A 24,213-nucleotide genomic window follows, 5' to 3' on the forward strand; every position below is an offset into this window, starting at 1 on the left:
ATGCTGGAACGCCTCGCCCCGCTCGCCCTGCTCCTCGCCGCAGCCAGTCCCGCTCACGCGCAGCCCGAAAGCGCCGTCGAGGGTGACGCGATCCTCAAGGATTTCACCTTCGGCACCGGCGAAAAGCTGCCCGAGCTGCGAATCCATTACACGACGCTAGGCAAGCCGCAGCGCGACCGGCAGGGCCATGTCACCAACGCGGTGATGATCCTCCACGGCACCGGCGGCACCGGCAAGCAATTCTTCCAGCCGCAGTTCGCGAACGAGTTGTTCGGACCCGGGCAGGTTCTCGACGCCGGCAAATATTACGTGATCCTGCCCGACAATATCGGCCACGGCGGCTCGTCGAAGCCAAGCGACGGCCTCAAAATGGCGTTCCCGCGCTATGATTATGACGACATGGTCGCCGCCCAGTATCGGATGCTCACCGAAAAGCTCGGCGTGACGAAACTGAAGCTGATCCTCGGCACTTCGATGGGCTGTATGCACGCCTTCGTCTGGGGCGAGGTGCATCCGGGCTTCGCCGAAAGGCTCGCGCCCTTCGCCTGCCTGCCGGTCGAGATCGCAGGCGAAAACCGGATGTGGCGCACCCTGTCGATCGACGCGATCAAGGCCGACCCGCTGTGGAAGGACGGCAATTATACCGACCCGCCGCTGTCGGGGCTGCGCACCGCGGCGTCGCTGTCGATGATCGCGGGCGCGAACCCCTATGCGTTGCAGGCGCAATATCCGACGCGCGAAGCCGCGGAAACATACAAGGACGAAGCCTTCGCACGCACCTTTGGCCGAAACGATGCCAACGACATCATCTATCAGTTTGATTCGTCCCGAAATTACAACCCATGGGCGAATCTCGAAAAGATCGAAGTGCCGGTGCTGTGGATCAATTCCGCCGACGATTTCATCAACCCGCCCGGTTATGGCATCACCAAAAAAGCGGTTGCGCGGATGCCCGCGGCGAAGTTCATCCTGATCCCCGCCAGCGCTGAAACAAAGGGGCATAGCACCCACACATGGGCGAAATTCTGGAAGGATGATCTGGCGAAGCTGATGGCCGAATGATTCCGAAGGATGAAGGTGGAATTGCTCGCCCGATAGTTCGTAAAGCTTCCCCCCGCGCCGCAAAACCGTTAGGGCGCCGCCATGATCCTCGTCATCGACAATTATGACAGCTTCACCTTCAACCTCGTTCATTATCTGATCGAGCTCGGGGCCGAGGTGCGCGTCGAGCGCAACGACGCGCTGACCGCGTCGCAAGCGCTCGCAACCGGTGCCGCGGCCTTCCTGATTTCCCCCGGCCCCTGCACTCCGAACGAAGCGGGAATCAGCCTCGATCTCGTCGCTGCCTGCGCCGATGCGAGGAAGCCGCTGCTCGGCGTCTGCCTCGGCCATCAGGCGATCGGCCAGCATTTCGGCGGCACCGTCCAGCGCGGCCATCTGATGCACGGCAAGACCTCGCCGGTCTGCCATGACGGCACAGGCCTTTTCACCGGCCTTCCCTCGCCACTGACCGCAACGCGCTATCACAGCCTTGAGGTCGTTGACATTCCGCCGGTTCTCGCGATCAACGCGACGAGCGACGACGGCGCGGTGATGGGCTTCCGCCATGTCGAACTGCCGATCCATGGCGTCCAGTTCCATCCCGAAAGCATCGCGACCGAGCAGGGTCATGCGATGCTCGCCAATTTCCTGAAGATAGCAGGGCTGCCGGTCGCGGCGCGGCGCGCGGCATGAGCCGTTTCGGCCCGCTCCCCGACCCCGCCGCGCTGCTGGGGCATGACGAAGCGGCCACCGCGTTCGCCGCGATCCTCGACGGGGACGCGAGCGACGAGCAGATCGCCGGCTTCCTGATCGCGCTTTCCGATCGCGGCGAGACGATGGTCGAGATCGCCGCCGCGGCGCAGGCGATGCGCGACCGGATGATCCCGATCGACGCCCCCGCAAACGCGATCGACGTCTGCGGCACCGGCGGCGACGGCCACCACACGCTCAACGTTTCGACCGCGGTCGCGATCGTTGTCGCGGCATGCGAGGTTCCAGTCGCAAAGCACGGAAATCGCGCGGCTTCATCGAAATCGGGCGCCGCCGATACGCTGGAGGCGCTCGGCCTCGACATGGAGCGCGCCGGGGCGATGGCCGAAGCGCAGCTCGCCGATCTGGGCATCTGCTTCCTCTTCGCCGCGAACCATCACCCCGCGATGAAGCGTATCCAGCCGATCCGCAAGGCGATCGGGCAGCGTACCATCTTCAACCTGATGGGCCCGCTCGCCAACCCCGCGCGCGTTTCGCGCCAGCTCGTCGGCATCGCGCGTCCCGCCTATGTCCCCGTCTATGCCGAGGCGCTGCATCGGCTCGGTACCGATCATTCGCGCGTGATTTCGGGCGACGAAGGGCTCGACGAACTGTCGCTTGCGGGCGGCAACGAGGTCGCGGTCGTCACCCGCGAAGGCGTGCGGATGCAGCGCAGCACCGCCCCCGACGCCGGTCTTCCCAACCATCCGATCACCGCCATCCGCGGCGGCGACGCAGCGGCGAACGCGGCGGCGCTCCGCGCACTGCTGCTGGGCGAGCCCGGCGCCTATCGCGACGCGGTGCTCTACAATGCCGCCGAAGCGCTGGTCGTCGCGGGCGCCGCCGAAACGCTCGCCGACGGCGTCGAGGAAGCGGCCGAGGCGATCGACAAGGGGCTCGCCAACGCCCTGCTCAATTGCTGGATCGCCTATAAATGAACAAACTCACCGAAATTCTTGTCACCAAGGCGCAGGAGGTGGCGCAGCGCCGCCAGGCCTATTCGATTCCCGATCTCGACGGCATCGACGCCGGCGCCCCGCGCGGTTTCACGGCAGCGCTGCGGGCAAAGATCGGCGCGGGCGGCTTCGGCCTGATCGCGGAAATCAAGAAAGCTTCGCCATCCAAGGGATTGATAAGGGAAGATTTCAATCCGGCCGAACACGCCCGCGCCTATGCCGCGGGCGGCGCCGCCTGCCTGTCGGTGCTCACCGACGCGCCCTATTTTCAGGGGCATGAGGAATTTCTGATCGCGGCGCGCACCGCGTGCGACCTTCCGGTCCTCCGCAAGGATTTCATGATCGACCCGTGGCAGGTCGCCGAGGCGCGCTCGATCGGCGCCGACGCGATCCTGATCATCGTCGCAGCGCTGGGCGACGGCGCGATGCGCGAGATCGAGGATGCGGCGATCGAGCGCGGCATGGACGTCCTCGTCGAAGTGCACGACGAGGCCGAACTCGACCGCGCGCTGACGCAGCTGCGCTCGCGCCTGATCGGGGTCAACAACCGCGACCTGCGCACCTTCGAAACCGACCTCGCGGTGACCGAGCGGCTGGCGAAGCTGGTGCCGCCCGACACGCTGCTCGTCGGCGAAAGCGGCATCGCCACCCACGCCGACTGCCACCGCCTGTCGCAGAGCGGCGTCCACGCCTTCCTCGTCGGCGAAAGCCTGATGCGCCAGCCGGATGTCGAGGCGGCAACAAGGGCGCTGCTGAACGGGTAAAACGCCATTTCCGCATTGGGGTGGGAAGCGGCCTTTTCCCCACTTTCATCATTCCCGCGAAAGCGGGAACCCAGAGTGGGGTCAGCCGACGCACGCTCTGGGTTCCCGCTTTCGCGGGAATGACGAAGATAAGAGATGCTGCGCGCGACTTTCAGACTTTCGTCATCCCGGACTTGATCCGGGATCCATTCTCTCAGCGCCGGATGAATGGATCCCGGATCAAGTCCGGGATGACGATGTAAGGTAGGTCCGCTTCCGGTCGAAAGCCGCCATCTCCCCTTGCCTTTCTTACGCTGCCTTGCTTCGCTCGCCCCGATGACCAGCAAACCGACTCACCTCGACGACAGCGGCGCCGCGCATATGGTGGATATCGGCGCCAAGCCCGCCACCCGCCGCCGCGCCGTCGCGGGCGGCCGCATCGCGATGTCAGCCGAGGCACTGGACGCGATCCGCAGCGGCAACGCGCCCAAGGGCGACGTCCTCTCGACCGCGCGCATCGCCGGCATCATGGCCGCGAAACGCACGTCCGACCTGATCCCGCTCTGCCACCCGCTCGCGCTCACCAAGGTTTCGGTCGAATTCGACTGGGAAGGCACCGGCGTTTCGGTCCGCGCTACCGCCGAAACGACCGGCCCGACCGGGGTCGAGATGGAGGCGCTCACCGCCGCCTCGGTCGCGCTGCTGACGCTCTACGACATGGCAAAGGCGCTCGACCGCGCGATGATCCTCGAGGGCATCCGCCTGCTCGAAAAGAGCGGCGGCCGCTCGGGCGACTGGCGCGCCGCATGAGCGGCCTGCTTGCCGTCGAGGAGGCACAGGCGCGCCTGCTCGCCTTGCGCCCGCCGCTCGCGCCGGAAACTATCGCGTTTTCGGAAGCGCTTGGCCATTATCTTTCACAAGACATCGCGGCCGAACGCGACCAGCCCGCGGCGCCGCTGTCGGCGATGGACGGCTATGCGATCCGCTTCGACGATCTTCCCGGCCCTTGGCGGATCAGCGGAGAGGTGGCCGCAGGCACCGCGCCATCCGCGCCGCTCGGCGCGGGCGAGGCGGCACGCATCTTCACCGGCGCCATGCTTCCAGATGGCGCCGACACCATCCTCATCCAAGAAAATGCCGCCGCCGATGGGGCGACGCTCACCCTGACCGGCGACGCGCCTGCGCGCGGTCAGCATATCCGCGCCCGCGCGAGTGATTTCGCCGCAAGCGACCGGCTGCTCACTGCCGGAACGCGCCTGACCCCGGGTGCCATCGCCGCCGCAATCATGGGCGGCGCGGCGCAGCTTGCGGTCGGCGCGCGCCCGCGCGTCGCGATCATGACCACCGGCGACGAACTGGTCCAGCCGGGCCGCACGCTCGCCCCCGGTCAGATTCCCGATAGCAACGGCCCGATGCTCGCGGCGCTGCTCGCGCGCGAACCCGCCGACGTCGGGCTGCCGCTGCACATGCGCGACGACCGGACGATGATCGCCCGCGTTCTCAAGGATCTGGCGCGACGTCACGACGTCATCGTCACCGTCGGCGGCGCGTCGGTCGGCGATCATGACCATGTCCGCGGCGCGCTCGAGGATGCAGGCGGGCGCGTCGATTTCTGGAAGATCGCGATGAAGCCGGGCAAGCCGCTGATCGCGGGTCGCATCGGCGATGCGCTGTTGCTCGGCCTGCCCGGCAATCCATCGTCGGCCTTCGTCACCGCGACCCTGTTCCTGCTCCCGCTCGTCCGCCATCTTGCAGGCGCGCGCAACCCGCTGCCCGAAATCCGGCACGCGCCGCTCGCGGCTGCGCTCGGCCCCGGCGGCACGCGGCGCGACTATCTGCGCGCGCGCCGTGACGGCGAGCGCCTCATGCCGTTCGACGGACAGGACAGCGGCCGCACCTTCCCGCTCGCCGACGCCGACGCGCTCGTGATCCGCGAGATCGGCGCACCCGCCAAAGCCGCGGGCGAACTGGCCGATTATATCGACATCGCTTGACAAGTTCCGATTTGTTCCACTATCGTTCTCTCTATGTCCGGCGCCCGGTCCATTCGGGGCATCATGGAGAATGATCGATGTTGACCGCCAAGCAGCATGAACTGCTCCACTTCATCCAGCAGCGCCTCGACGCGAGCGGGATCTCGCCGTCGTTCGAGGAGATGAAGGAAGCGCTCGGTCTCAAGTCGAAATCGGGTATCCATCGCCTGATAAGCGCCTTGGAAGAAAGAGGTTTTCTCCGCCGCCTTCCCAACCGCGCCCGCGCGCTGGAGGTGCTCAAGACCCCCGAAGGCGCGAAGGCTCCCGTGCTGAGTGATCGTGACAATATCGTCCCACTGCGCAAACCCGCGCCCGCGCTGCGCCCGATCGCCGCGAACGACATCATCGAGGTGCCGCTGCACGGCAAGATCGCCGCGGGTGTGCCGATCGAAGCGTTCGAGGATCACAACCAACTCGCTGTTCCCGCCGCGCTGCTCGGCGCGGGCGAGCATTATGCGCTCGAAGTGTCGGGCGACTCGATGGTCGAGGCGGGAATCTTCGACGGCGATTATGCGCTGATCCAGAAAGCCGACACCGCGCGCGAGGGCGACATCGTCGTCGCGCTGGTCGACGGGCAGGATGCGACGCTCAAATATTTCCGCCGCGAGGGCAAGATGATCCGGCTCGATCCCGCCAACAGCGCCTATGAGCCGCAGCGCTACGAAGCCGGGCGCGTCATGGTGCAAGGACGTCTGTCGGGACTGCTTCGTCGTTACCACTGAGTTGATCGGGGCGACGCCACGGATGCTCGTCACCCGCGCGTAGCGCGGCGGCGACCCGCGGCCTTTCCCCCAGATAGATCGCCAGCCCGCCGCTTTGCGCCAGACTGTCGCGGTCGATCGTCAGCCAGCGCCCGACGCACTCGCGCGGCAGCCAGCGGTCGCTGATCACGACATCGGCTGCGGCGCAGGCGGCGGCCATTTCGGCGCCCTCGATCCGGTCCCGACCACGCGAGGCAAGGATGACGTACGGCGCGCTCGTCTCATTCTGCCCCGCGCCCTGTTGCCAGCGGCAGAAATCGGCGTTGCATTCGACATGGTCGAGCTCGGCGAGCGCGCCCAGCGGCACGTCGACCCCCGCTGCTTCGCTCATCGTATCGCGCACGAAATCGCCCGCGCGGTCGCGCAGCAACGCATAGCCGCCGCCGGGCACCGCCGCCGCGATGTTGCGCCCGTCGCCGGTGATGAGCAGATCGGGGCGCGGCTGCGCGAGCAGCGCCGCGATGCCGATCGCCAGCGGCGCCGCCCCCGCCCAGCGCCAGCGCGTCCGCCAGATCAGAATCCAGAGCCCGCCGCCGACGGTCAGCGCGAAGCCCCAACGCGGAAAGCTCGGCAGCGTCGCGACCGCGCCCGGTGTGTCTGCGACCCGATGCGCGAGCGCGATTAGCAGGCGCAGCGCGTGATCGGCCACCCACCAGAAGGGCGCGCCGAGCCCGACGCTATCGAACAGCAGCCCCGCCGCCTCCATCGGCATGATGACGAAGGTCGTGAGCGGGATCGCCACGACATTGGCGAGCGCACCGTAAAGCCCCGCCTTGTGGAAATGAAACAGCGCGATCGGCGCCAGCGCCAGCTCGACCACGAGACCGGTGATCAGCAATCCGGCCAACGCCCGTCCCCATCGCAGCGGCAGAACCTCGTCGCGGCGCGCGAGGAAGCGCTGCATCGCTGGGCTTTCATGAAGCGCGACGAGCGCGGTCACCGCCGCGAAGCTGAGCTGAAAACTAGGCCCTGCAAGCGATTCGGGGCGCCATAACAGCACGATCAGCGCCCCCGCTGCGACCAGCCGCAAAGTCAACGCCTCGCGCCCCATCAGAAAAGCGACAAGAACGAGCAGCGCCGCGATCAGTGACCGCAACGTCGGCACTTCGGCCCCCGCCAGCCACGTATAGCCCGCCCCCGCGAGCGCCCCGGCAGCGGCGGCGATAGGCAGCACATATCCCGCCAGCGCCAGCCGCCGGCTGAGCGCGAACAGCCGCATCGCGACGAGCATCGCGAAACCGATCACCGCGGTCACATGCAGCCCGCTGATCGACAGCAGGTGCGCGAGGCCCGCACGGCGCATCGCCTCGTCATCCTCGGGCGAAATCGCGCCGCGATCGCCGGTGACCAGCGCCGCCGCGATCCCGCCCGGCGATCCCGCGACCTGTTCGTGGATATGCGCGCTCAGCCGCGCGCGCAGCGGCTGGCCGCCGCGACGCGGTCCGGGCGACCGGGCGACGTCGCCGAGCACCGTCCCGACCGCGCCGATCCGGTCAAACCAGGCGCGCTGCGCAAAATCATAGCCGCCCGGCAGGCTCGCCGTTGGCGGCGGCATCAACCGCGCGCGCAGCCCGACGAACTCGCCCGGCGCAATATCGCTGCCATTGCCGCGCAGCGTTAGCCGGACGCGTGGCGGCAGATCGGGACGACCGAGCGGACGGACGATCAACCGCACCTGCTCGCGCGCGGGCTGCGGCTCGACCGCTTCGACCTCGGCCGAAAAGGCGGTCACCGCGGGTTGCGCCAGCACAGGCGCCGCGACCCATGCCGCGCGCGCCCAGATCAGCAGCAGTCCCGCCGCCATCACCGCAGAGCCGACCGCTGCGATGCGACCCAACCGCCGCTGCCATCCGGCCAGCAAACCGACAAGCGCTCCCGCAGCGAGCAGGAAAAGCAGCCCGACCCACTGCATCCGCGTCGGCAAGGTGAACCAAGCCGCGATCCCCGCGCCGAGCGCGACGGGAAGCCAGAGCCCAATCCGCTCACGCTCAACGTCGAGCCACGCCTCGGCGCGTTCCGAAAGCCCGCGAAGGGCCGCAATCGCGTGCGCGAACATGGGCGTTTGAAGCGACCTTGCCGCCATGCTAGGGGCTGCCCCGATCCTCCGTCCCGGTCCCCCTGACCGGAGCGGCAAATTGAGTGAAAGAGGCCGCAGTGGCAACCGAAAACCCGACCAAATTGGCAGAAGCGACCCCCGAGGCGACCGGCTCCGACGTGGTGACGCGCTTTGCCCCCTCCCCGACCGGATATCTGCACATCGGCGGCGCGCGCACCGCGCTGTTCAACTGGCTGTTCGCGCGCCACCATGGCGGCAAGTTCCTGCTTCGCATCGAGGATACCGATCGCGCGCGCTCGACCAACGCCGCAATCGACGCGATTCTCGACGGCATGAAATGGCTCGATCTCGATTGGGACGGCGATGCCGTCTTTCAGTTCGCGCGCGCGCCGCGCCATGCCGAGGTTGCGCACGACCTGCTTGCCAGGGGCGCAGCCTATCGCTGCTATCTGACGCAGGACGAACTCGCGGCGATGCGCGCCGAAGCGCAGGAAAAGCGCGTCCCCTTCCGCGTCCGCAGCCCGTGGCGCGACCGCGACGACGGCGATCCCGCAGCGCCGCACGTCATCCGCCTGCGCGCCCCGCAGGACGGCGAAGTCACGATCCGCGACCGCGTGCAGGGCGACGTCACCGTCCAGAATGCCGAGCTCGACGATTTCATCCTGCTGCGCAGCGACGGCACCCCGACCTATATGCTGAGCGTCGTCGTCGACGACAATGATATGGGGATCACCCACGTCATCCGCGGCGACGACCATCTCAACAACGCCTTCCGCCAGCTTGCTTTGATCCGCGCGATGAACTGGCGCGAGCCGGTCTATGCGCATGTCCCGCTGATCCACGGCGCCGACGGCGCGAAGCTGTCGAAGCGCCACGGCGCGCTCGGCGTTGACGCCTATCGCGACGAGATGGGCTATCTGCCCGAAGCGGTGAACAATTATCTGCTTCGCCTCGGCTGGGGGCACGGCGACGCCGAGATCATCAGCCGCGAGCAGGCGGTCGAATGGTTCGACCTCGATCATGTCGGCCGCTCGCCCTCGCGCTTCGACTTCAAAAAGCTCGAAAATCTGAACGGCCATTATATCCGCGAAGCCGATGACGCCCGCCTCGCCGATCTCGTCGCCCCGCGCGTCGAAAAGTGCGTCGGCCGCGCGCTGGGCGATGCCGAACGCGATCTGCTGGTGCGCGCGATGGAGTCGCTGAAACCCCGCGCCAAGACGCTGGACGAGATCGCCGAGGGCGCGACCTTCCTTTTCGAGGCGCTGCCGCTCGCGGTGGACGAAAAGGCCGCGCAGGTGCTAAGGGATGCGCCGGAGGGAGTGCTCGCCAGCGTCACCGACAAGCTGCGCGGGCTGAACGACTGGAATGCGGAGGATATCGAGGCCGCGGTTCGCGAGACGAGCGAGTCGGCCGGAATCGGGCTCGGCAAACTCGCGCAGCCGCTGCGCGCCGCGCTGACCGGACGCACGGTATCTCCGGGAATTTTCGACGTGTTGCTGCTGCTCGGCCGCGATGCGAGCCTGGCGCGACTTGACGCAGCGCAATATTATCCGGCAGGGGCGTAGCCGCAACGTCTCCCGCCCTAAACCTTCAGGGGAAAGAAAATGACCGATATCGCAAAAATCACCCTGGGCGACACCACCGTCGAAAATCCGGTGCTCAAGGGCACGGTCGGCCCCGATGTCGTCGATATCCGCAAATTCTATGCCCAGACCGGCGCCTTCACCTACGATCCCGGCTTCACCTCGACCGCGAGCTGCGAATCGCAGATCACCTATATCGACGGCGACGAAGGCGTGCTGCTGCACCGCGGCTATGCGATCGGCGACCTTGCCGAACATTCGACCTTCATGGAAACCTGCTATCTGCTGCTCAACGGCGAACTGCCGAATGCTGAGGAACTGACGGCTTTCGACAATACCATCACCCGCCACACGATGGTCCACGAACAATTGTCGACCTTTTTCCGCGGCTTCCGTCGCGACGCGCATCCGATGGCGCTAATGTGCGGCATCGTCGGCGCACTCAGCGCTTTCTACCACGATTCGACCGAGATTCACGATCCGCACCAGCGCATGATCGCCAGCCACCGGCTGATCGCGAAGATGCCGACGATCGCGGCGATGGCGTATAAATATTCGGTCGGTCAGCCCTTCGTCTATCCGCGCAACGACCTCGGCTACACGCATAATTTCCTGCGCATGACCTTCGGCGTCCCGGCCGAGGAATATGAGGTCGATCCGGCGGTCGTCCGCGCGCTCGACCGCATCTTCATCCTCCACGCCGATCACGAGCAGAATGCTTCGACCTCGACAGTCCGCCTCGCGGGCTCGTCGGGCGCGAATCCCTTCGCGTGCATCGCGGCGGGTATTGCCTGCCTGTGGGGTCCGGCGCACGGCGGCGCGAACGAGGCGGCGCTCAACATGCTGCGCGAGATCGGGCGCCCCGAACGCATCCCCGAATATCTCGCTCGCGCCAAGGACAAGGACGATCCGTTCCGCCTGATGGGCTTCGGCCACCGCGTCTACAAGAATTACGACCCGCGCGCGACCGTGATGCAAAAGACGGTGCGCGAGGTATTCGACGCGCTCAAGGTCAACGATCCGGTGTTCGAGGTTGCGTTGCAGCTTGAGGAAATGGCGCTGAACGACCCCTATTTCATCGAGAAGAAGCTGTTCCCGAACGTCGATTTCTATTCAGGCGTGATCCTGTCGGCGATCGGTTTCCCGACGACGATGTTCACCGTGCTCTTCGCGCTCGCCCGCACCGTCGGCTGGGTCGCGCAGTGGAACGAAATGATCTCCGACCCCGCGCAGAAGATCGGTCGTCCGCGTCAGCTCTACACAGGCCCGACGCACCGTCCGTTCGTGCCCGTCGACAAGCGTTAAACACTCGCGAGAAATCGAAATCAGGAAAAGGGGCCGTTCCGCGGCCCCTTTTTCGTGGCGGTACACCCCAAGACAATCGTCGCCCCCGCGAAGGCGGGGGCCGCAGGCAGCCTTGCGCTGCACCTCTGACGGCCCTCGCCTTCGCGGGGGCGACGACCTTAGCTATCCCGCGCCGGCAGGCTCAGCGTGAACCGCGCTCCCTGCCCCGGCGCGCTTTCGACCGTCAGGTCGCCGTCCATCGCCCGCGCCAGACGCCGCGCGATATAGAGGCCCAGCCCCGATCCGCCGCTGTCGGTGCGGCCGAGCCGCTCGAACTTCTCGAACACCACCGCCTGCTGCTCGCCCGAAATCCCTTGTCCCTGGTCGGCGACGGTGACCATCGCGCGGTCGCCCTCGCGATCGACGCGGATCCAGATTTGCGAGTTTTCTGGCGAATAGCGGATCGCATTGCCGAGCAGGTTGAGCAGCACCTGCAAGACGCGGCGGAATTCGCCCGTCGCGGGCATCTTGTCATCGATCTTCGGCGCGTCGATGCGAATGCGCTTTTCCTCGGCCTTCATGCCGAGGAGTCCGACCGCGCGGCGCGCCAGGTCGCCAAGGTCGATCTCGTCGGCCGCCGCCTTGAACCCGGGACGCTCGATATTCTGCAAATCGGCGAGATCGTCGACCAGCCCGAGCAAATGGCGCCCGGCGTGCGCGATATCGCCGGCATAGCGCGCATAATCGGCGCGGATCGGCCCGTCGAACTGGCCGTGGATCGTCTCGGCGGTCGCGATGATGCGGCTCAATGGTCCACGCAGCGCGCCATCGATCCGCCGTCCGAATTGCGGGTCCGACAGCGGCAGCGATCCGAACGCGGGGTCGGCGAGCGTGGCGGTCACGCTGCCCCCACTCGCCGCAGTCTCTTGCTCGACATCCGCCTCGCCGCGAAAGCCGGTAAAGCGTCCGGTCGCATCGAAGATGGGGGCGGCGGCAAGCGTCATCGCGACCCGCCCCGTCGAACCGTCGGCGCGGACGCGCTGCCCCTCGAAACGCGATTGGCTCGCGAGCGCGCGCAGCACCGGAAACCGTCCCTGCTCATCGGGCTGCAACTCGAACAGTTCGGACAGCGACCGTCCTTCCCACTCCGCAGGAACGAGTGGCGCATTAGCGGCGCCCTGCAAGGCGATCATCCGCAATTGCTGGTCGCATTCCCATGTCCATCCGCGAAGCGGCGGGGCCGCGTCGGCGGTCGCCGCTTGCGGCATCGTCATTGCGCCGGCGCGCCAGTCGCTAATTTCCAGACTGGCGCCGTCACCGTCGGGCAGAACGCGGACGAGCGCGTGAATATCGCTATGATCGTCGGCGGCATAAAGCGGCCGCGAAAGGTCGCGTTGCAGCCGCTGCGCCAGCGCGACGAGCCGCGCGAGGTGCGGCAGCGCGAGCGGCTTGCCAATCCCGGCCCCGGCGCGCTGCTGAAGCCGGAGCAACGGCGCATCGGCGCTGACCAGCGCGCCCGCGCGGTCGATCCGCCCGCGGATGACGCGTTCGCTCATCGGGCCGCCTCGCCATCGGTGCGCGACGGAAGCGCTGCCAGCGACGCTTCTAGCGGCGCGAGCGCCGCCCGGTCGAGACGCAACGGGGCGAGCAGCGCCGGCAGCGCCGCAGGCTCGGCGCTGAGCAGCGCGAACGCCATATCGGCATAGGATCGCCGCTGCTCGCACGCGGCAAGCGCGATCAGCGCGGGCCAGTCGTGCGCCGCGATCGCCGCTGTCGCCGCTGCAGCAACGGCGGAAGCGGTGCCGAGCGACGCATGATAGGCCCGCGCGGCGCGGTCGATCCCCGCAGCCGGTGAATGCCGATCGAGCGCGCGCTGCACGAAATCGTCGGGGTCGAACGCCGACACGCCGCCCTTGCCCGGCTGGCGCACGCGCCACGCCGCAATGTCGCCAAGCAGCGCGCGGAGCAGTTCGGGGTCGGCATCGGCCAGCGCGATGCGCGGATGGCCGCGCGCGTCGAAGCGCCGCCGGTCGGCGATCTGAAGCGCCAGATAGGCGCGGTCAACCATGGGCGGCATCTCCGGCACGGCGGCAGTGGCGGGGTCGCCGGACTCGTCGGCTGCGGACACAGGCGCGATCGCCCGCATCGCCGAATGCTCGCGCCAGCGATGCTCTTCGGCGCGGGCATAGCAGGCGGCCGCCAACCGTGCCGCCGTCGGCAATCCGCCTTCGAGCCATTCTCCCCACAGCATCGCGGCATCGATCGCGTCTCCCGGCATCTGCGCCGCATCGGCGACCAGTCGCCGCGCGATGCCCAGCGACAGCGCGCGCTGCTCCTCGGTCAGCCGTCCGGCCATCGGCGCCGCCAGGAAACCGGCGAGTTCGCGCAGGCGCGCCGATAGCATCGGCGACGGCAATTCGATGCCGGGCGAGGAAAGGGATTCGGCCATGCACGCCCGCGATAGCAGCCTATCGTTAATAGGCGTTAAACCTTGCAGCGCTTTGTTTTAGAGTGAATCCGGCCGCCGTGCGAGACGGAGCCAGATCATGATCTGGAACAGCGCCAGCAGCGGCAGCACCGCGAACATCAGCGTCGCGAAATCGAACAACAGGGCGGGCACCAGCATCATCCACGCCTGGTCGGCATCGGGAAGCAGCCAATGAAACCGGCGCGTCTCGCCCACATCCTCGTAAAGCCAGCGCGCGAGCAGGATGGTCGCCGCCAGACAGGGCGCGAGCGCGGCCTCCGAAAAGCGCGGCATCAGATGATCGGCCCCGCCGAGCGACAGCAGCCAGGGAAAGAGCCCCAGCAGCAGCCAGCCGAAAACGCGGATGACGTGGCGCACCCGGTCCTGCGCCGCGCTCTCGGCGCGGAAGGCCGAGAGGAAGCGCATAGCAGCCAGCCCCAGCCCACCGAGCACCGCGACGATGGCCCCCGCAGCGGCCAGCCCGCTCGCCGCGAGCAACGCAACGCCGACCCATAAAAGCGCTGTAACATAAGGAAGATAGCGCGCGGTCTTTGCGGAACGCACAAGCAAGGGGCCGACCAATCGCACCAGCGGCATCATGATCGCCGAGCGGCCAAGCCCCATGCCGCCATATTCGACCTGTTGCAGGCTCGATTGTTCGATCAGCGCCGCGGTCGGACGATCGGTGACGATCGCGATCTCGCCCTGCTCGAACAGCGCCGGCTCGCAATAGAGCCGCCGCGCGCCCGCCTGCACCGCCATGCGGAGCAGCGTCAGCATCATGTCCCATTCGCCGGGCATCGCCGCGAGCTCCGCGGCCATGGGCTGCGAGATCGACGCGAGCCCGCCCCAGCGCCGCGTCGCGTCGATCCGCTCGAACGCCTGCGTCAGCACCGTGTCGCCGGTGACGAGGATCGCGGGCGACCCAGGCCTGGCGATCGCTGCATAATGGGTGCCCCCGGCGCGCAGGCCATCGGCGACGAGAAGGATGCGGTCATCGCTCTCGACCAGCGCAACCAGATCGGCGGCGGCACGCACTGGCGTCACCTTCAGGCCGCGGCGCCGGATGCGGTCGCAAACGCCGAGCAGCTCCGCCGGCACCGCCGCGACCGCGACCGCGATATGCGTCACCCCGACATCGGCGAGCCGCGCCGCCTGCCGCTCGATCAGCGTCTCGCCCGCCACGGTGACGAGCGCGCGCAGCGACCCGTCGGGCAGCATTTCGCTCGCGCCGACGAGCGCGATCAGGGCCACCGGCGCCCCCCAGGCTGGCAGTTGGTCATCGCGCGCCAGCTTTAGGGGCGCGCGAAGGATTGGCAAGCCGCTTGTCGCGCATCATGACGTCACCCCGACACGCCGAAAGCCGCGCGATTCCGATGCCCTCACAGGTGCAAAAAATCTGCTGAAAACCGACCGAATCGCTGGCATTCGCCGCCCCCATGGGCTAGGCAAAATCCATCTCCCGATAAGCAGAAAAAAGGCCGGGTCTTGACCGAAGAAAATACGCCTATGCAGCCGTCCGACGATGGCGTGTCGCCGATCAACATCGTCGACGAAATGAAGACCAGCTACCTCGATTATGCGATGAGCGTGATCGTCAGCCGCGCGCTCCCCGACGTGCGCGACGGCCTGAAGCCCGTCCACCGCCGCATCCTCTATGCGGCGCAGGAAGGCGGCTTCGTCCCCGGCCGCCCCTACAAGAAATCGGCGAAGATCGTCGGCGACGTCATGGGTAACTATCACCCCCACGGCGACAGCGCGATCTATGACGCGCTTGCGCGCATGACGCAGGATTGGTCGCTGCGTGTCCCGCTGATCGACGGCCAGGGCAATTTCGGATCGATGGACCCCGATCCGCCAGCGTCGATGCGCTACACCGAAGCACGCCTCGCGAAAACCGCGATGGTCCTGCTGGGCGACCTCGACAAGGACACGGTCGACTTCCAGCCCAACTATGACGCGAGCCGCGAAGAGCCGACCGTGCTCCCGGCACGCTTCCCCAACCTGCTCGTCAATGGCGCGGGCGGCATCGCGGTCGGCATGGCGACCAACATCCCGCCGCACAACCTCGGCGAAGTTATCGATGCAACCTTAGCAACGATCGACAACCCCTCGATAAGCCTAGAAGACCTGATGGCGATCGTTCCCGGCCCGGATTTCCCGACCGGCGCGATGATGCTGGGTCAGGGCGGCGCACGCAACGCCTATCTGACCGGGCGCGGCTCAATCATGATGCGCTCGACGCATGTGATCGAGGAAGGACGCAATGACCGTCAGTCGATCGTCCTGACCTCGATCCCCTTCCAGGTCGGCAAATCGGGGCTGGTCGAGAAGATCGCCGAAGCCGCGCGCGACAAGCGGATCGAAGGCGTCGCCGACATCCGCGACGAATCGAACCGCGAGGGCGTCCGCGTCGTTATCGAACTGAAGCGCGACGCGACCGCCGAGGTCGTACTTAACCAGCTCTGGCGCCACACCCCGGCGCAGTCGAGTTTCCCCGCGAACATGCTCGCAATCCGCGGCGGCCGCCCCGAAATGCTCGGCCTGAAGGAGATTTTGACCTCCTTCATCGCCTTCCGCGAGGAGGTGATCACCCGCCGCTGCAAGTTCGAACTCGCCAAGGCGCGCGACCGCGCCCACATCTTGCTCGGCCTCGTCGTCGCGGTCTCGAACCTCGACGAAGTCGTCCGCATCATCCGCGGCTCGCCCTCGCCCGCCGCGGCGCGCGAAGCGTTGCTCGCCCGCGAATGGCCGATCGGCGAAATTGCGCCCTATATCCGCCTCGTCGAGGCGATCGAGGGCGAGATGGAGGAAAGCGCCACCTACCGCCTCTCCGAAATTCAGGTGAAGGCGATCCTCGACCTTCGCCTCCACCGCCTGACCGCGCTCGGCCGCGACGAAATTGGCAAGGAACTCGGGGAGTTGGCGACCGAGATTGAGGAACTGCTTTCGATTCTCGCCGACCGCGAAAAACTCTATGCGGTGATGCGCGAGGAACTGATCGCGGTGCGCGAGGAATTTGCGACGCCGCGCAAGACGCTCGTCGCTCCCGCCGCCGACGGCATCGACGACGAGGATCTGATCGAGCGCGAGGAGATGGTCGTTACCGTCACCCTCGACGGCTATATCAAGCGCACCCCGCTCGATACCTTCCGCGCCCAGCGCCGCGGCGGCAAGGGCCGCGCCGGGATGGCGACGAAGGACGAGGATGTCGTCACCGAACTCTTCGTCACCTCGACCCACACGCCGGTGCTCTTCTTCTCGACCGCGGGCAAAGTCTATCGCCTGAAAGTGTGGCGCCTGCCCGAAGGCGGACCGGCGACGCGCGGCCGGCCGATGATCAACCTGTTGCCGCTCGCGCAGGGCGAGACCATCTCGACCGTGCTACCGCTGCCCGAGGACGAGGGCGAATGGGGCAAGCTGCACGTCATGTTTGCAACCGCAAAGGGTAATGTGCGTCGTAACAGCATGGACGCCTTCACCAACGTTCCGTCGAACGGCAAGATCGCCATGAAATTCGAGGGCGAGGATGAGGACGACCGGTTGATCGGCGTCGCTCTGCTGGGTGAAAACGACGATGTCCTGCTCGCGACGCGGCAGGGCAAGGCGATCCGTTTTGCCGGCGACGACGTCCGCGAGTTTCAGAGCCGCAACTCGACCGGCGTGCGCGGTATGAAGCTCGGCAAGGATGACGATGAGGTGATCTCGCTGTCGATCCTCCATCGTGGCGGGATGCGCGATCAGGACGAGCGTGAGGATTACCTCCGCTTCGCCCCGTGGAAGGCCGAAAAGGAAGGCGCGCCCGACATGGACGCCGATCGCTTCGCCGAACTGGCGGGCCGCGAACAGTTCATCCTGACCGTCTGCGCGAACGGCTATGGCAAGCTGTCGTCGGCTTATGAATATCGTCGCACCGGCCGCGGCGGCCAGGGGATCACCAACATCGACAATATCAGGCGCAACGGCTTGGTGGTGGCCAGCTTCCCCGCCACGCAGGCGCATCAGCTGATGCTCGTCACCGATCAGGCAAAGCTGATCCGCATGGGCCTCGACAGCCTGCGCGTCATCGGCCGCGGCTCGGCGGGCGTGCGCCTGTTCGACGTCGCCGACGGCGAGCATGTCGTCTCGGCAGCGCTGATCGAGGACAGCGACGAGGATGATGCCGACGGCATCGCCGAAACCGAAACCCCCGAGGCCCCCGCGACGGAGGCGCCCTCCGAATGAGCGCGCCCACGGCCTTCAAGGTGCTGACGCACCAGCAATGGGTCGATTTCGAGCGCGAACGCGTGTTCCGCGGGGCGCCGGTGGATATCGCCGACGGCTATATCCACCTGTCGACCGCGGAGCAGCTCGAAGGGACGCTGGCGAAGCATTTCGCGGGCCAAGGCTGCCTGATGATCGCCGAGGTCGACCTGTCGCAATTCGGCGAGGCGGTGCGCTGGGAAGAAGCGCGCGAGGGCGCGCTTTTCCCGCACCTCTACGGCGAACTGCCGATGCACGCGGTGGTGGGGCTCAGCAAGCGGGATTGACCGCCGACGGCCTTGAAGCGCGGACGGGCCGTTACCAGAGCGCGGGTTTCGCAACCATCAGCCAGAACACCGCCATCAGCCCCAGAAATGCGGGCCAGCCCAGCGCGAACCATAGCCGCATGGTGCGGCGATAGTCTTGCCCTAGCGGCACACCCTTTTCGGCTGCCGCTTGGGCAAGGCGTTGCGCCTCGATCTGGAGCCGGACCACCGGCGCCCAGCAGAGAAATGCGATCGCATAGAGCGCATAGGCGGCTACCAGCCACGATTCGAGGAGGGAAAAGCCTGCGAGATGAACCAATGCAACCCCGCTGACCGGTTGTAGGATTCCGCTTGTCCCCGTGAAGATCCAGTCCGCCCTGATCACCATCCGGCCAATGCGCGAGATCAGCACCGGATCACCGGTGAGATGAGCATTCCAGAAATACCAGGCGGTGCCCGCGCCAAAGCCGAACAACACCGTGCTGCTCACGATATGCAGCCATTTCCACACCAGATAAGGGTCCATCAGCGCTTGTCCCCGATCACCCCATAAATCGCGATAGCCACCATGATCGGCAGATTCTTGAGCAGCGAACCCAGCGGATCGAGCCATTGGTGCGGCAGCGCAACACCGATGACGACGCTATACCCAAACACAACGGCTAACTGCACGAGCGCCGTCCGCATCGCCGAACGCGCAACCGCCAGATGCACGGCGATCGCGATATCCAGCACACTGCTGCCAATACGCAGAGGATCCGCCCAAACCGGAGGCAATCCGATGCTGTGGGTGAAGGCTTTTGCCTGTTCCGCGCCATGCGTCAGCCCCGCCCAGGCCGAAACCAGCCATAGGAGAAGTAGCGCGGCCTTGAGTGCAGGAACGAGAAAGAACAGCCTTGCGTGCCAGCGGTCCTGAACCTGCGCCGGGCTGTCGCGCAGCGCATCGTCGAGGCTGCGCGGTTTGAAGCCAACGGCCTTTGCGAAGGCGCCGCCGTCGCCGGCGTTGCCCGCCGCCATCTGGACCAGGCTGTTGGTCGATATGGGGCCGTCGCCGGCCCTGTCGCCGATCCATCCCAGCAATCGCATCAGCGGCATCGGCACATGCAAGAAACGGGCGGGAGCAAAGCCCAGCCACGCTCGATATCGGGCAAGTATATCCATCAGGTTCATCGTGTCCGGCCCGGCCGGTTCGAGCACCTCGCGCGGCGCAATTCCGCCCTCGCAGGCGATCCGCACGGTGCGGGCCAAATCCCGGGCATGGATCGGGGAGAATGCGAAATCCCCCGAATCGGGCAGCGGCACGGCCAGCGGCAAGCCTGCCATGCCCCGGATCAACGACGTTCCCCCGTAACTCCCATCGCCATAGACGAGCGATGGCCGAAGAAGAATCCACTCGAGGCCGGAGGAGCGAAGCACCGCCTCGCCCGAAAGTTTGGACAGCGAATAATCCGTTGCGACATCCTCACGCGCGCTGATTGCAGAAATCAGCACGGTCCGCTTCACTCCGGCTCTTGAAGCGGCTTCGTAGAGGGCTCGCGGCATGTCGATATGGACCGCGTCCATGTCCCGCCCACGCAACACCCCTGCCGCATTGACGACCGCCTCCACTCCGGCAAGGTGGCCCGACCAATCTTCGGCAGAAAGCATATGGGCGAGGTCAAGCGCGACAAAACTGGCTGCCGGAAACACGGCGGTCAAATCCTGTCCCGGCCGCACCACCCCCACCACATCATGCCCGGCGGCAATCAGATCGGACAGAATATGGCGGCCAATAAACCCGCCAGCGCCAAGCAATAATATTCGCATATATCCCCTACCAGTTTCCTAGCACCAGCTTGAAAACGAATGAAGCCCGGTAGACGAGGCATCCCCAATTGACCTCTTCCCTCAACCGGCGCAGCATCTCCCCATGACGCTCACCATCACCCCCAGCGGCCAGGCCTGCGGCGCCCGCATCACCGGCGTCGATCTGACCCGGCCGCTCGCCCCCGAAACCATCACCGCAATCCGCGCGGCGTGGCTCGATCATCACGTCCTCGTCTTTCCCGGCCAGAAAATGAGCGATGACGATCTCGAGCGCTTTACCGGTTACTTCGGCGGCTTCGGCGACGATCCGTTCATCAAGCCGATCCCTGGCCGCGAGCATATCATTGCGGTGAAACGCCGCGCCGACGAGACCGCACCGCTGTTCGCCGAAAACTGGCACAGCGACTGGAGCTTTCAGGACCGCCCGCCCGCCGGAACCTGCCTCTTCGGCATCACCATACCTCCCGTTGGCGGCAACACCGAATTTTCGAACCAGCACGCCGCGCTCGATGCGATGCCCGCGGATTTGCGCGCCCGCGTCGAGGGGTTGCAGGCCGTCCACAGCGCGCGCGGCGGCTATGCTCCCTCGGGCATGTATGGGGTCCGGGATCAGGGCCGCAGCATGGACATCCGTTCGGGCGAGGAAGCGCTGGCGACCCAGCTTCATCCCTTCGTCCGCAGGCATCCCGAAACCGGCCGCGAGGGCCTGTTCGGCTGCGCGGGCTATATCATCGGTTTCGATGGCCTGGACGATGCGGAGGCGGTCCCGCTGATCGTCGAACTGCTCGAATGGCAGGGCCGCGAAGAATTCCGCTACAGCCACGAATGGGAACCCGACATGCTTATCATGTGGGACAATCGCTCGGTGCTGCATCGCGCGACCGGCGGCTATGACGGACACGACCGCCTGCTTCACCGCACGACGATCGCGGCGTGGGACGGATAGGCCGATTTCCTTAACCCTCTGTGATCCAGGCCATTGCCGTCCGCATGCCGGGGTATGAGACGGGGTCAAACTCGCTTCAAAGAGAGAATTTAGATGCGCCTCCTTCTGCTTCCTCTCCTGCCCTTCGCGGCGCTCGTGACGGGAGGCGCGGCCTCGCAGCACGAGCCCGCCCCCTTCGACGGCGCATGGATGGCCTGCGAAACCTATCAGGGCGCGAATATCTGCGCCTACACGCTGATGGAGCAGCGCGGCGACCGCGTGTGCGGGGTCCAGCGCGATTTCGCGACCAACGCTTATTATACCCAGCGCTTCGTCGCGACCGCCAAGGATAATCGCGCCCATATCGACCGCATCTGCGGCGACCCCGGATCGGAAACCGACACTTATTGTGCCGGACAAGCCCCGGCGGATGCCGCGAAAGTCGGTTGGGGCACGTCGGACCGGACGCTTCAGGCGTGCGGCAACCGGCTCCACAGCGTGAAGGACGGCGACAGCTTCAGTTGCGCCAGCGCCCGTCCCGGTGCCGGGTTGCCGAAAGTGCGCACATTGGGCGGCGAAGGCCCCGAACCCGAGGACAAGGCCTGGATGGCGTCCTGCCTGCGAGGCGAAGACTGACCGCGATCTATGCGTTCCCCTCGCTCGACAGCGTCTTGACCACGCCCCATGCAATCAGCGCCTGCCCCGCGAAATAAAGCGGCCAGACGAACCACATCGTCACATCCTTGCCGAGCGTCCCGCCCTCGCCCGCGAAGATGAACAGGTCGCTGGCGAGAAACATCATCGCGCCGATGCCGGTGCGGTAGCGCGGGAAGCGGCTCGCCCAGGCGGTCGCCGCCATCGCCGCGACGAGCGCGCTATAACCGACCGCCGCCCCCGTCTCACCCGCTTCGCCATGCCGGGTCAGTGCCCAGGCGATCAGCATCGCCAGCGGCACGACGGCGAAGACGAGCAGGCGCTGCGATCCGGTCATCGCGGGCCGCCGATTGCGCAGATAGAGCGCAATGGCGACGAGGTGCCCCATCGCAAAGGCCGCCGCGCCCTGCATAAGTCCGATCGCATCGAGCGCCCAGTCGCCGAGCGCTCCGAAACCGAGCACCGCGGCAATCAACCGTCCGTCACCATTCCGCGCATTGACCGCGGCCCAGACCGCAAGCAGCGCGACGCCCGAGGTTTTCCAAAGATGGACGGCGGGGCCGTCCCAATGCTGGTGAACCGCGACGAAGAAGCTGATGCCGCCGACCAGCGCCAGCCCCCACAGCCAGCGCGCGCGATCCCAGCCTTGCCCTTCGTTCATCGTCCACCCCTTTGCATCTTGTTCTCAACCCGCCTAGTGCGCGGCGCACGGCGCGCAAGTCAACGGATAGAGTCATGACCCACGACATTCACATCATCGGCGGCGGCCTCGCCGGCTCCGAAGCCGCATGGCAGCTTGCCGAGGCGGGCTATCGCGTGCGCCTGTCCGAAATGCGCGGGGCTGGCGACACGACCCCGGCGCATCAGGGCGACACGCTTGCCGAGATGGTCTGCTCGAACAGCTTTCGCAGCGACGACGGCGACAGCAACGCGGTCGGCCTGCTCCACCGCGAGATGCGATCGCTGGGCTCGCTTATCATGCGCGAGGCCGACGCTACGAAAGTCCCCGCGGGCTCGGCCCTCGCGGTCGATCGCGACCTTTTCTCGGGCGGCGTCACCCGTGCCCTGTCGGCACATCCCAACATCACCATCGTCCGCGAGCGCGTCGATACGCTGCCTTCGGAGGGGCTGACGATCATCGCGACCGGCCCGCTGACCGCACCCAGTCTGGCGACCAGCATCGGCGCCGCGACCGGCAAGGACGCGCTCGCCTTCTTCGACGCGATCGCGCCGATCGTCTACCGCGACAGCATCGACATGGACGTCGCGTGGATGGCAAGCCGCTGGGACAAGGTCGGGCCGATCGGCGACGGTAAGGATTATATCAACTGCCCGATGGACAAGGATCAATATCATGCCTTCGTCCAGGGGCTGATCGACGGCGACAAGACCGAGTTCAAGGACTGGGAAACCGACACCCCCTATTTCGAAGGCTGTATGCCGATCGAGGTGATGGCCGAGCGCGGCCCCGAAACGCTGCGCTTCGGTCCGATGAAAGGCGTCGGGCTCGACAATCCGCGCACCGGACGCTGGCCCTATGCCGTCGTCCAGCTCCGGCAGGACAATGCGCTCGGCACGCTGTGGAACATGGTCGGCTTCCAAACCAAACTCAAGCATGGCACGCAGGTCGAGCTGTTCCGCACCATCCCCGGCCTCGAAAAAGCCGAGTTCGCGCGTCTCGGCGGGCTTCACCGCAACAGTTTCATCCGCTCGCCCGAACTGCTCGACGGCCAGCTTCGTCTCAAGTCGGCGCCGCATATCCGCTTTGCCGGGCAGATCACCGGCTGCGAGGGCTATGTCGAAAGCGCCGCGATCGGCCTGATCGCCGCGCGCTTCGCCGTCGCCGAGCTGGGCGGTCGCCCCCTGCCCCCGCCGCCGGGCGAAACTGCGCTCGGCGCGCTGCTCGGCCATATCACCGGCGGCGCGGATGCCGCGAGCTATCAGCCGATGAACGTCAATTTCGGCCTCTTCCCCCCGCTCGCCGAGGATGTACGCAAGAAGGACCGGAAGCTCGGCTACACCCAGCGTGCCGGAACGGCGCTGGCGGAGTGGATGAAGCTGGCGATCTGATCGCAATCAACAACTGCACTTCGGCTTTGCGACCCGCTTCGGCGCCGTCGTCGCGAATTCGGCGCGCGTCAGGTCGCCCGATTTGTCGGCGTCGGCCTTGGCGAAGCGCTCGCCCGTCGCGACGGCCCATTCCTCGAACGTCAGCAGATTGTCGCCGTTCCTGTCGAGCTTGCGGAACGCGGCGGTGCGCGAGGACATCAGTTCGACGCGGCTGATCCGGTCGTTGCGGTCGCGGTCGAAGCGGTTGAAGCGCCGTTCCTCGCGCGACGCTTCCTTCGCGGCGGGCAGCGCGGGCGGCGCAGGACCGCGCTTCGGCGCATGAACGCCCGCGATGGGGATCGCCGGCAGGCCGGGCGGCGGCTCGGGTAGCACCTCTTCCTCGGCGACCTGGCTATAGCCTTTCCACAGGAACAGCCCGCCGGTGAGCAGAAGCGCGCTCGCCACGCCGCCGATCAGGAATCTGGAAATCGCCATCAGCCCCTCCCGCCGACAGGCTTGCTATCATGGCGCGGGCAAGGCCAGCACCAAACGCCGCCATATTGGTCATAATTAGTGATCGATATGCTTGTTCAAAAT

22 protein-coding genes are annotated in these 24,213 nt (G+C 66.5%); 14 read left to right on the top strand and 8 right to left on the bottom strand.

Annotated features, from left to right (window positions below):
• The 7 genes from VHO04_RS09765 (at position 1) to lexA (ending at position 6,245) form a co-directional block, all read left to right on the top strand.
• On the top strand, positions 1 to 1,062 hold the full coding sequence (locus tag VHO04_RS09765) for an alpha/beta fold hydrolase (protein ID WP_329628144.1): 1,062 nt from the start codon (positions 1 to 3) through the stop codon (positions 1,060 to 1,062).
• 81 nt (positions 1,063 to 1,143) lie between these two features.
• A complete protein-coding gene (locus VHO04_RS09770; protein ID WP_329628145.1) occupies positions 1,144 to 1,734 on the top strand; it encodes an aminodeoxychorismate/anthranilate synthase component II in 591 nt (196 codons plus the stop codon).
• On the top strand, positions 1,731 to 2,729 hold the full coding sequence (trpD, locus tag VHO04_RS09775; protein WP_329628146.1) for an anthranilate phosphoribosyltransferase: 999 nt from the start codon (positions 1,731 to 1,733) through the stop codon (positions 2,727 to 2,729). Before VHO04_RS09770 ends, trpD begins: the two co-directional genes overlap by 4 nt.
• Positions 2,726 to 3,511, top strand: coding sequence for an indole-3-glycerol phosphate synthase TrpC (gene trpC / locus VHO04_RS09780; protein WP_329628147.1), 786 nt, complete (start codon positions 2,726 to 2,728; stop codon positions 3,509 to 3,511). Before trpD ends, trpC begins: the two co-directional genes overlap by 4 nt.
• 315 nt (positions 3,512 to 3,826) lie before the next feature.
• On the top strand, positions 3,827 to 4,300 hold the full coding sequence (gene moaC / locus VHO04_RS09785) for a cyclic pyranopterin monophosphate synthase MoaC (protein WP_329628148.1): 474 nt from the start codon (positions 3,827 to 3,829) through the stop codon (positions 4,298 to 4,300).
• A complete protein-coding gene (locus VHO04_RS09790) occupies positions 4,297 to 5,484 on the top strand; it encodes a molybdopterin molybdotransferase MoeA (RefSeq protein ID WP_329628149.1) in 1,188 nt (395 codons plus the stop codon). Before moaC ends, VHO04_RS09790 begins: the two co-directional genes overlap by 4 nt.
• Before the next feature lie 77 nt (positions 5,485 to 5,561).
• Positions 5,562 to 6,245 (top strand): transcriptional repressor LexA, encoded by a 684-nt coding sequence (lexA, locus tag VHO04_RS09795; RefSeq protein WP_329628150.1) that lies wholly within the window; start codon positions 5,562 to 5,564, stop codon positions 6,243 to 6,245.
• On the opposite strand, the gene VHO04_RS09800 is transcribed toward lexA, so the two are convergent.
• Positions 6,199 to 8,340, bottom strand: a complete 2,142-nt coding sequence (locus tag VHO04_RS09800) for a ComEC/Rec2 family competence protein (RefSeq protein ID WP_329628151.1) — start codon at positions 8,338 to 8,340, stop codon at positions 6,199 to 6,201. The genes lexA and VHO04_RS09800 overlap by 47 nt on opposite strands.
• 98 nt (positions 8,341 to 8,438) lie before the next feature.
• Between VHO04_RS09800 and gltX the strand changes: the two genes are divergently transcribed.
• Complete coding sequence (gltX, locus tag VHO04_RS09805; protein WP_329628152.1) at positions 8,439 to 9,905, top strand: glutamate--tRNA ligase; 1,467 nt, start codon at positions 8,439 to 8,441, stop codon at positions 9,903 to 9,905.
• A 39-nt stretch (positions 9,906 to 9,944) separates the two neighbouring features.
• Positions 9,945 to 11,228: a citrate synthase gene (locus VHO04_RS09810; protein ID WP_329628153.1), complete on the top strand. Its 1,284-nt coding sequence runs from the start codon at positions 9,945 to 9,947 to the stop codon at positions 11,226 to 11,228.
• A 158-nt stretch (positions 11,229 to 11,386) separates the two neighbouring features.
• Here the strand turns inward: VHO04_RS09810 and VHO04_RS09815 are convergent, their stop codons facing one another.
• The 3 genes from VHO04_RS09815 to VHO04_RS09825 are packed head-to-tail and all read right to left on the bottom strand — an operon-like array spanning position 11,387 to position 14,928.
• On the bottom strand, positions 11,387 to 12,763 hold the full coding sequence (locus VHO04_RS09815) for a HAMP domain-containing sensor histidine kinase (RefSeq protein WP_329628154.1): 1,377 nt from the start codon (positions 12,761 to 12,763) through the stop codon (positions 11,387 to 11,389).
• Positions 12,760 to 13,656, bottom strand: a complete 897-nt coding sequence (locus tag VHO04_RS09820) for a hypothetical protein (protein ID WP_329628155.1) — start codon at positions 13,654 to 13,656, stop codon at positions 12,760 to 12,762. The genes VHO04_RS09815 and VHO04_RS09820 overlap by 4 nt, the downstream gene beginning before the upstream one ends.
• 57 nt (positions 13,657 to 13,713) lie before the next feature.
• Entirely contained in the window at positions 13,714 to 14,928 is a 1,215-nt protein-coding gene (locus VHO04_RS09825) for a hypothetical protein (protein WP_329628156.1), read from the bottom strand.
• A 255-nt stretch (positions 14,929 to 15,183) separates the two neighbouring features.
• Between VHO04_RS09825 and gyrA the strand changes: the two genes are divergently transcribed.
• Positions 15,184 to 17,898 (top strand): DNA gyrase subunit A, encoded by a 2,715-nt coding sequence (gyrA, locus tag VHO04_RS09830; protein WP_329628254.1) that lies wholly within the window; start codon positions 15,184 to 15,186, stop codon positions 17,896 to 17,898.
• Entirely contained in the window at positions 17,895 to 18,203 is a 309-nt protein-coding gene (locus VHO04_RS09835; RefSeq protein WP_329628157.1) for a DUF952 domain-containing protein, read from the top strand. Before gyrA ends, VHO04_RS09835 begins: the two co-directional genes overlap by 4 nt.
• Positions 18,204 to 18,234: 31 nt before the next feature.
• Here VHO04_RS09835 and VHO04_RS09840 read toward each other — a convergent pair whose 3' ends face one another.
• Positions 18,235 to 18,708: a DUF2269 domain-containing protein gene (locus VHO04_RS09840; protein WP_329628158.1), complete on the bottom strand. Its 474-nt coding sequence runs from the start codon at positions 18,706 to 18,708 to the stop codon at positions 18,235 to 18,237.
• Positions 18,708 to 19,988: an SDR family oxidoreductase gene (locus tag VHO04_RS09845; RefSeq protein ID WP_329628159.1), complete on the bottom strand. Its 1,281-nt coding sequence runs from the start codon at positions 19,986 to 19,988 to the stop codon at positions 18,708 to 18,710. Before VHO04_RS09845 ends, VHO04_RS09840 begins: the two co-directional genes overlap by 1 nt.
• 103 nt (positions 19,989 to 20,091) lie before the next feature.
• Between VHO04_RS09845 and VHO04_RS09850 the strand changes: the two genes are divergently transcribed.
• Positions 20,092 to 20,934, top strand: coding sequence for a TauD/TfdA family dioxygenase (locus tag VHO04_RS09850; RefSeq protein WP_329628160.1), 843 nt, complete (start codon positions 20,092 to 20,094; stop codon positions 20,932 to 20,934).
• 93 nt (positions 20,935 to 21,027) lie between these two features.
• Positions 21,028 to 21,549: a hypothetical protein gene (locus VHO04_RS09855; RefSeq protein WP_329628161.1), complete on the top strand. Its 522-nt coding sequence runs from the start codon at positions 21,028 to 21,030 to the stop codon at positions 21,547 to 21,549.
• Between the two features lie 7 nt (positions 21,550 to 21,556).
• On the opposite strand, the gene VHO04_RS09860 is transcribed toward VHO04_RS09855, so the two are convergent.
• Positions 21,557 to 22,228, bottom strand: a complete 672-nt coding sequence (locus tag VHO04_RS09860) for a lysoplasmalogenase (protein ID WP_329628162.1) — start codon at positions 22,226 to 22,228, stop codon at positions 21,557 to 21,559.
• A 74-nt stretch (positions 22,229 to 22,302) separates the two neighbouring features.
• On the opposite strand from VHO04_RS09860, the gene trmFO reads away from it, so the two are divergent.
• The gene (trmFO, locus tag VHO04_RS09865; protein WP_329628163.1) at positions 22,303 to 23,637 is read left to right on the top strand and encodes a methylenetetrahydrofolate--tRNA-(uracil(54)-C(5))-methyltransferase (FADH(2)-oxidizing) TrmFO; all 1,335 of its coding nucleotides are present in this window, start codon (positions 22,303 to 22,305) and stop codon (positions 23,635 to 23,637) included.
• Between the two features lie 6 nt (positions 23,638 to 23,643).
• Here the strand turns inward: trmFO and VHO04_RS09870 are convergent, their stop codons facing one another.
• On the bottom strand, positions 23,644 to 24,111 hold the full coding sequence (locus VHO04_RS09870) for an EF-hand domain-containing protein (RefSeq protein ID WP_329628164.1): 468 nt from the start codon (positions 24,109 to 24,111) through the stop codon (positions 23,644 to 23,646).
• Between the last annotated feature and the right edge of the window lie 102 nt (positions 24,112 to 24,213).

Origin of the sequence: Sphingopyxis sp., from assembly GCF_036261875.1 — a bacterium.
Classification (GTDB): Bacteria; Pseudomonadota; Alphaproteobacteria; order Sphingomonadales; family Sphingomonadaceae; genus Sphingopyxis.

Bases quoted from the DNA above. Each gene is read 5' to 3' on its own strand.
- VHO04_RS09860 (WP_329628162.1), bottom strand. From the start codon at position 22,228: ATGAACGAAGGGCAAGGCTGGGATCGCGCGCGCTGGCTGTGGGGGCTG.
- gyrA (WP_329628254.1), top strand. From the start codon at position 15,184: ATGCAGCCGTCCGACGATGGCGTGTCGCCGATCAACATCGTCGACGAA.
- trmFO (WP_329628163.1), top strand. From the start codon at position 22,303: ATGACCCACGACATTCACATCATCGGCGGCGGCCTCGCCGGCTCCGAA.
- VHO04_RS09790 (WP_329628149.1), top strand. From the start codon at position 4,297: ATGAGCGGCCTGCTTGCCGTCGAGGAGGCACAGGCGCGCCTGCTCGCC.
- VHO04_RS09855 (WP_329628161.1), top strand. From the start codon at position 21,028: ATGCGCCTCCTTCTGCTTCCTCTCCTGCCCTTCGCGGCGCTCGTGACG.
- VHO04_RS09815 (WP_329628154.1), bottom strand. From the start codon at position 12,763: ATGAGCGAACGCGTCATCCGCGGGCGGATCGACCGCGCGGGCGCGCTG.
- VHO04_RS09800 (WP_329628151.1), bottom strand. From the start codon at position 8,340: ATGTTCGCGCACGCGATTGCGGCCCTTCGCGGGCTTTCGGAACGCGCC.
- VHO04_RS09870 (WP_329628164.1), bottom strand. From the start codon at position 24,111: ATGGCGATTTCCAGATTCCTGATCGGCGGCGTGGCGAGCGCGCTTCTG.
- VHO04_RS09835 (WP_329628157.1), top strand. From the start codon at position 17,895: ATGAGCGCGCCCACGGCCTTCAAGGTGCTGACGCACCAGCAATGGGTC.
- VHO04_RS09850 (WP_329628160.1), top strand. From the start codon at position 20,092: ATGACGCTCACCATCACCCCCAGCGGCCAGGCCTGCGGCGCCCGCATC.
- VHO04_RS09845 (WP_329628159.1), bottom strand. From the start codon at position 19,988: ATGCGAATATTATTGCTTGGCGCTGGCGGGTTTATTGGCCGCCATATT.
- VHO04_RS09770 (WP_329628145.1), top strand. From the start codon at position 1,144: ATGATCCTCGTCATCGACAATTATGACAGCTTCACCTTCAACCTCGTT.
- trpD (WP_329628146.1), top strand. From the start codon at position 1,731: ATGAGCCGTTTCGGCCCGCTCCCCGACCCCGCCGCGCTGCTGGGGCAT.
- VHO04_RS09810 (WP_329628153.1), top strand. From the start codon at position 9,945: ATGACCGATATCGCAAAAATCACCCTGGGCGACACCACCGTCGAAAAT.
- VHO04_RS09820 (WP_329628155.1), bottom strand. From the start codon at position 13,656: ATGGCCGAATCCCTTTCCTCGCCCGGCATCGAATTGCCGTCGCCGATG.
- moaC (WP_329628148.1), top strand. From the start codon at position 3,827: ATGACCAGCAAACCGACTCACCTCGACGACAGCGGCGCCGCGCATATG.
- VHO04_RS09840 (WP_329628158.1), bottom strand. From the start codon at position 18,708: ATGGACCCTTATCTGGTGTGGAAATGGCTGCATATCGTGAGCAGCACG.
- VHO04_RS09765 (WP_329628144.1), top strand. From the start codon at position 1: ATGCTGGAACGCCTCGCCCCGCTCGCCCTGCTCCTCGCCGCAGCCAGT.
- lexA (WP_329628150.1), top strand. From the start codon at position 5,562: ATGTTGACCGCCAAGCAGCATGAACTGCTCCACTTCATCCAGCAGCGC.
- trpC (WP_329628147.1), top strand. From the start codon at position 2,726: ATGAACAAACTCACCGAAATTCTTGTCACCAAGGCGCAGGAGGTGGCG.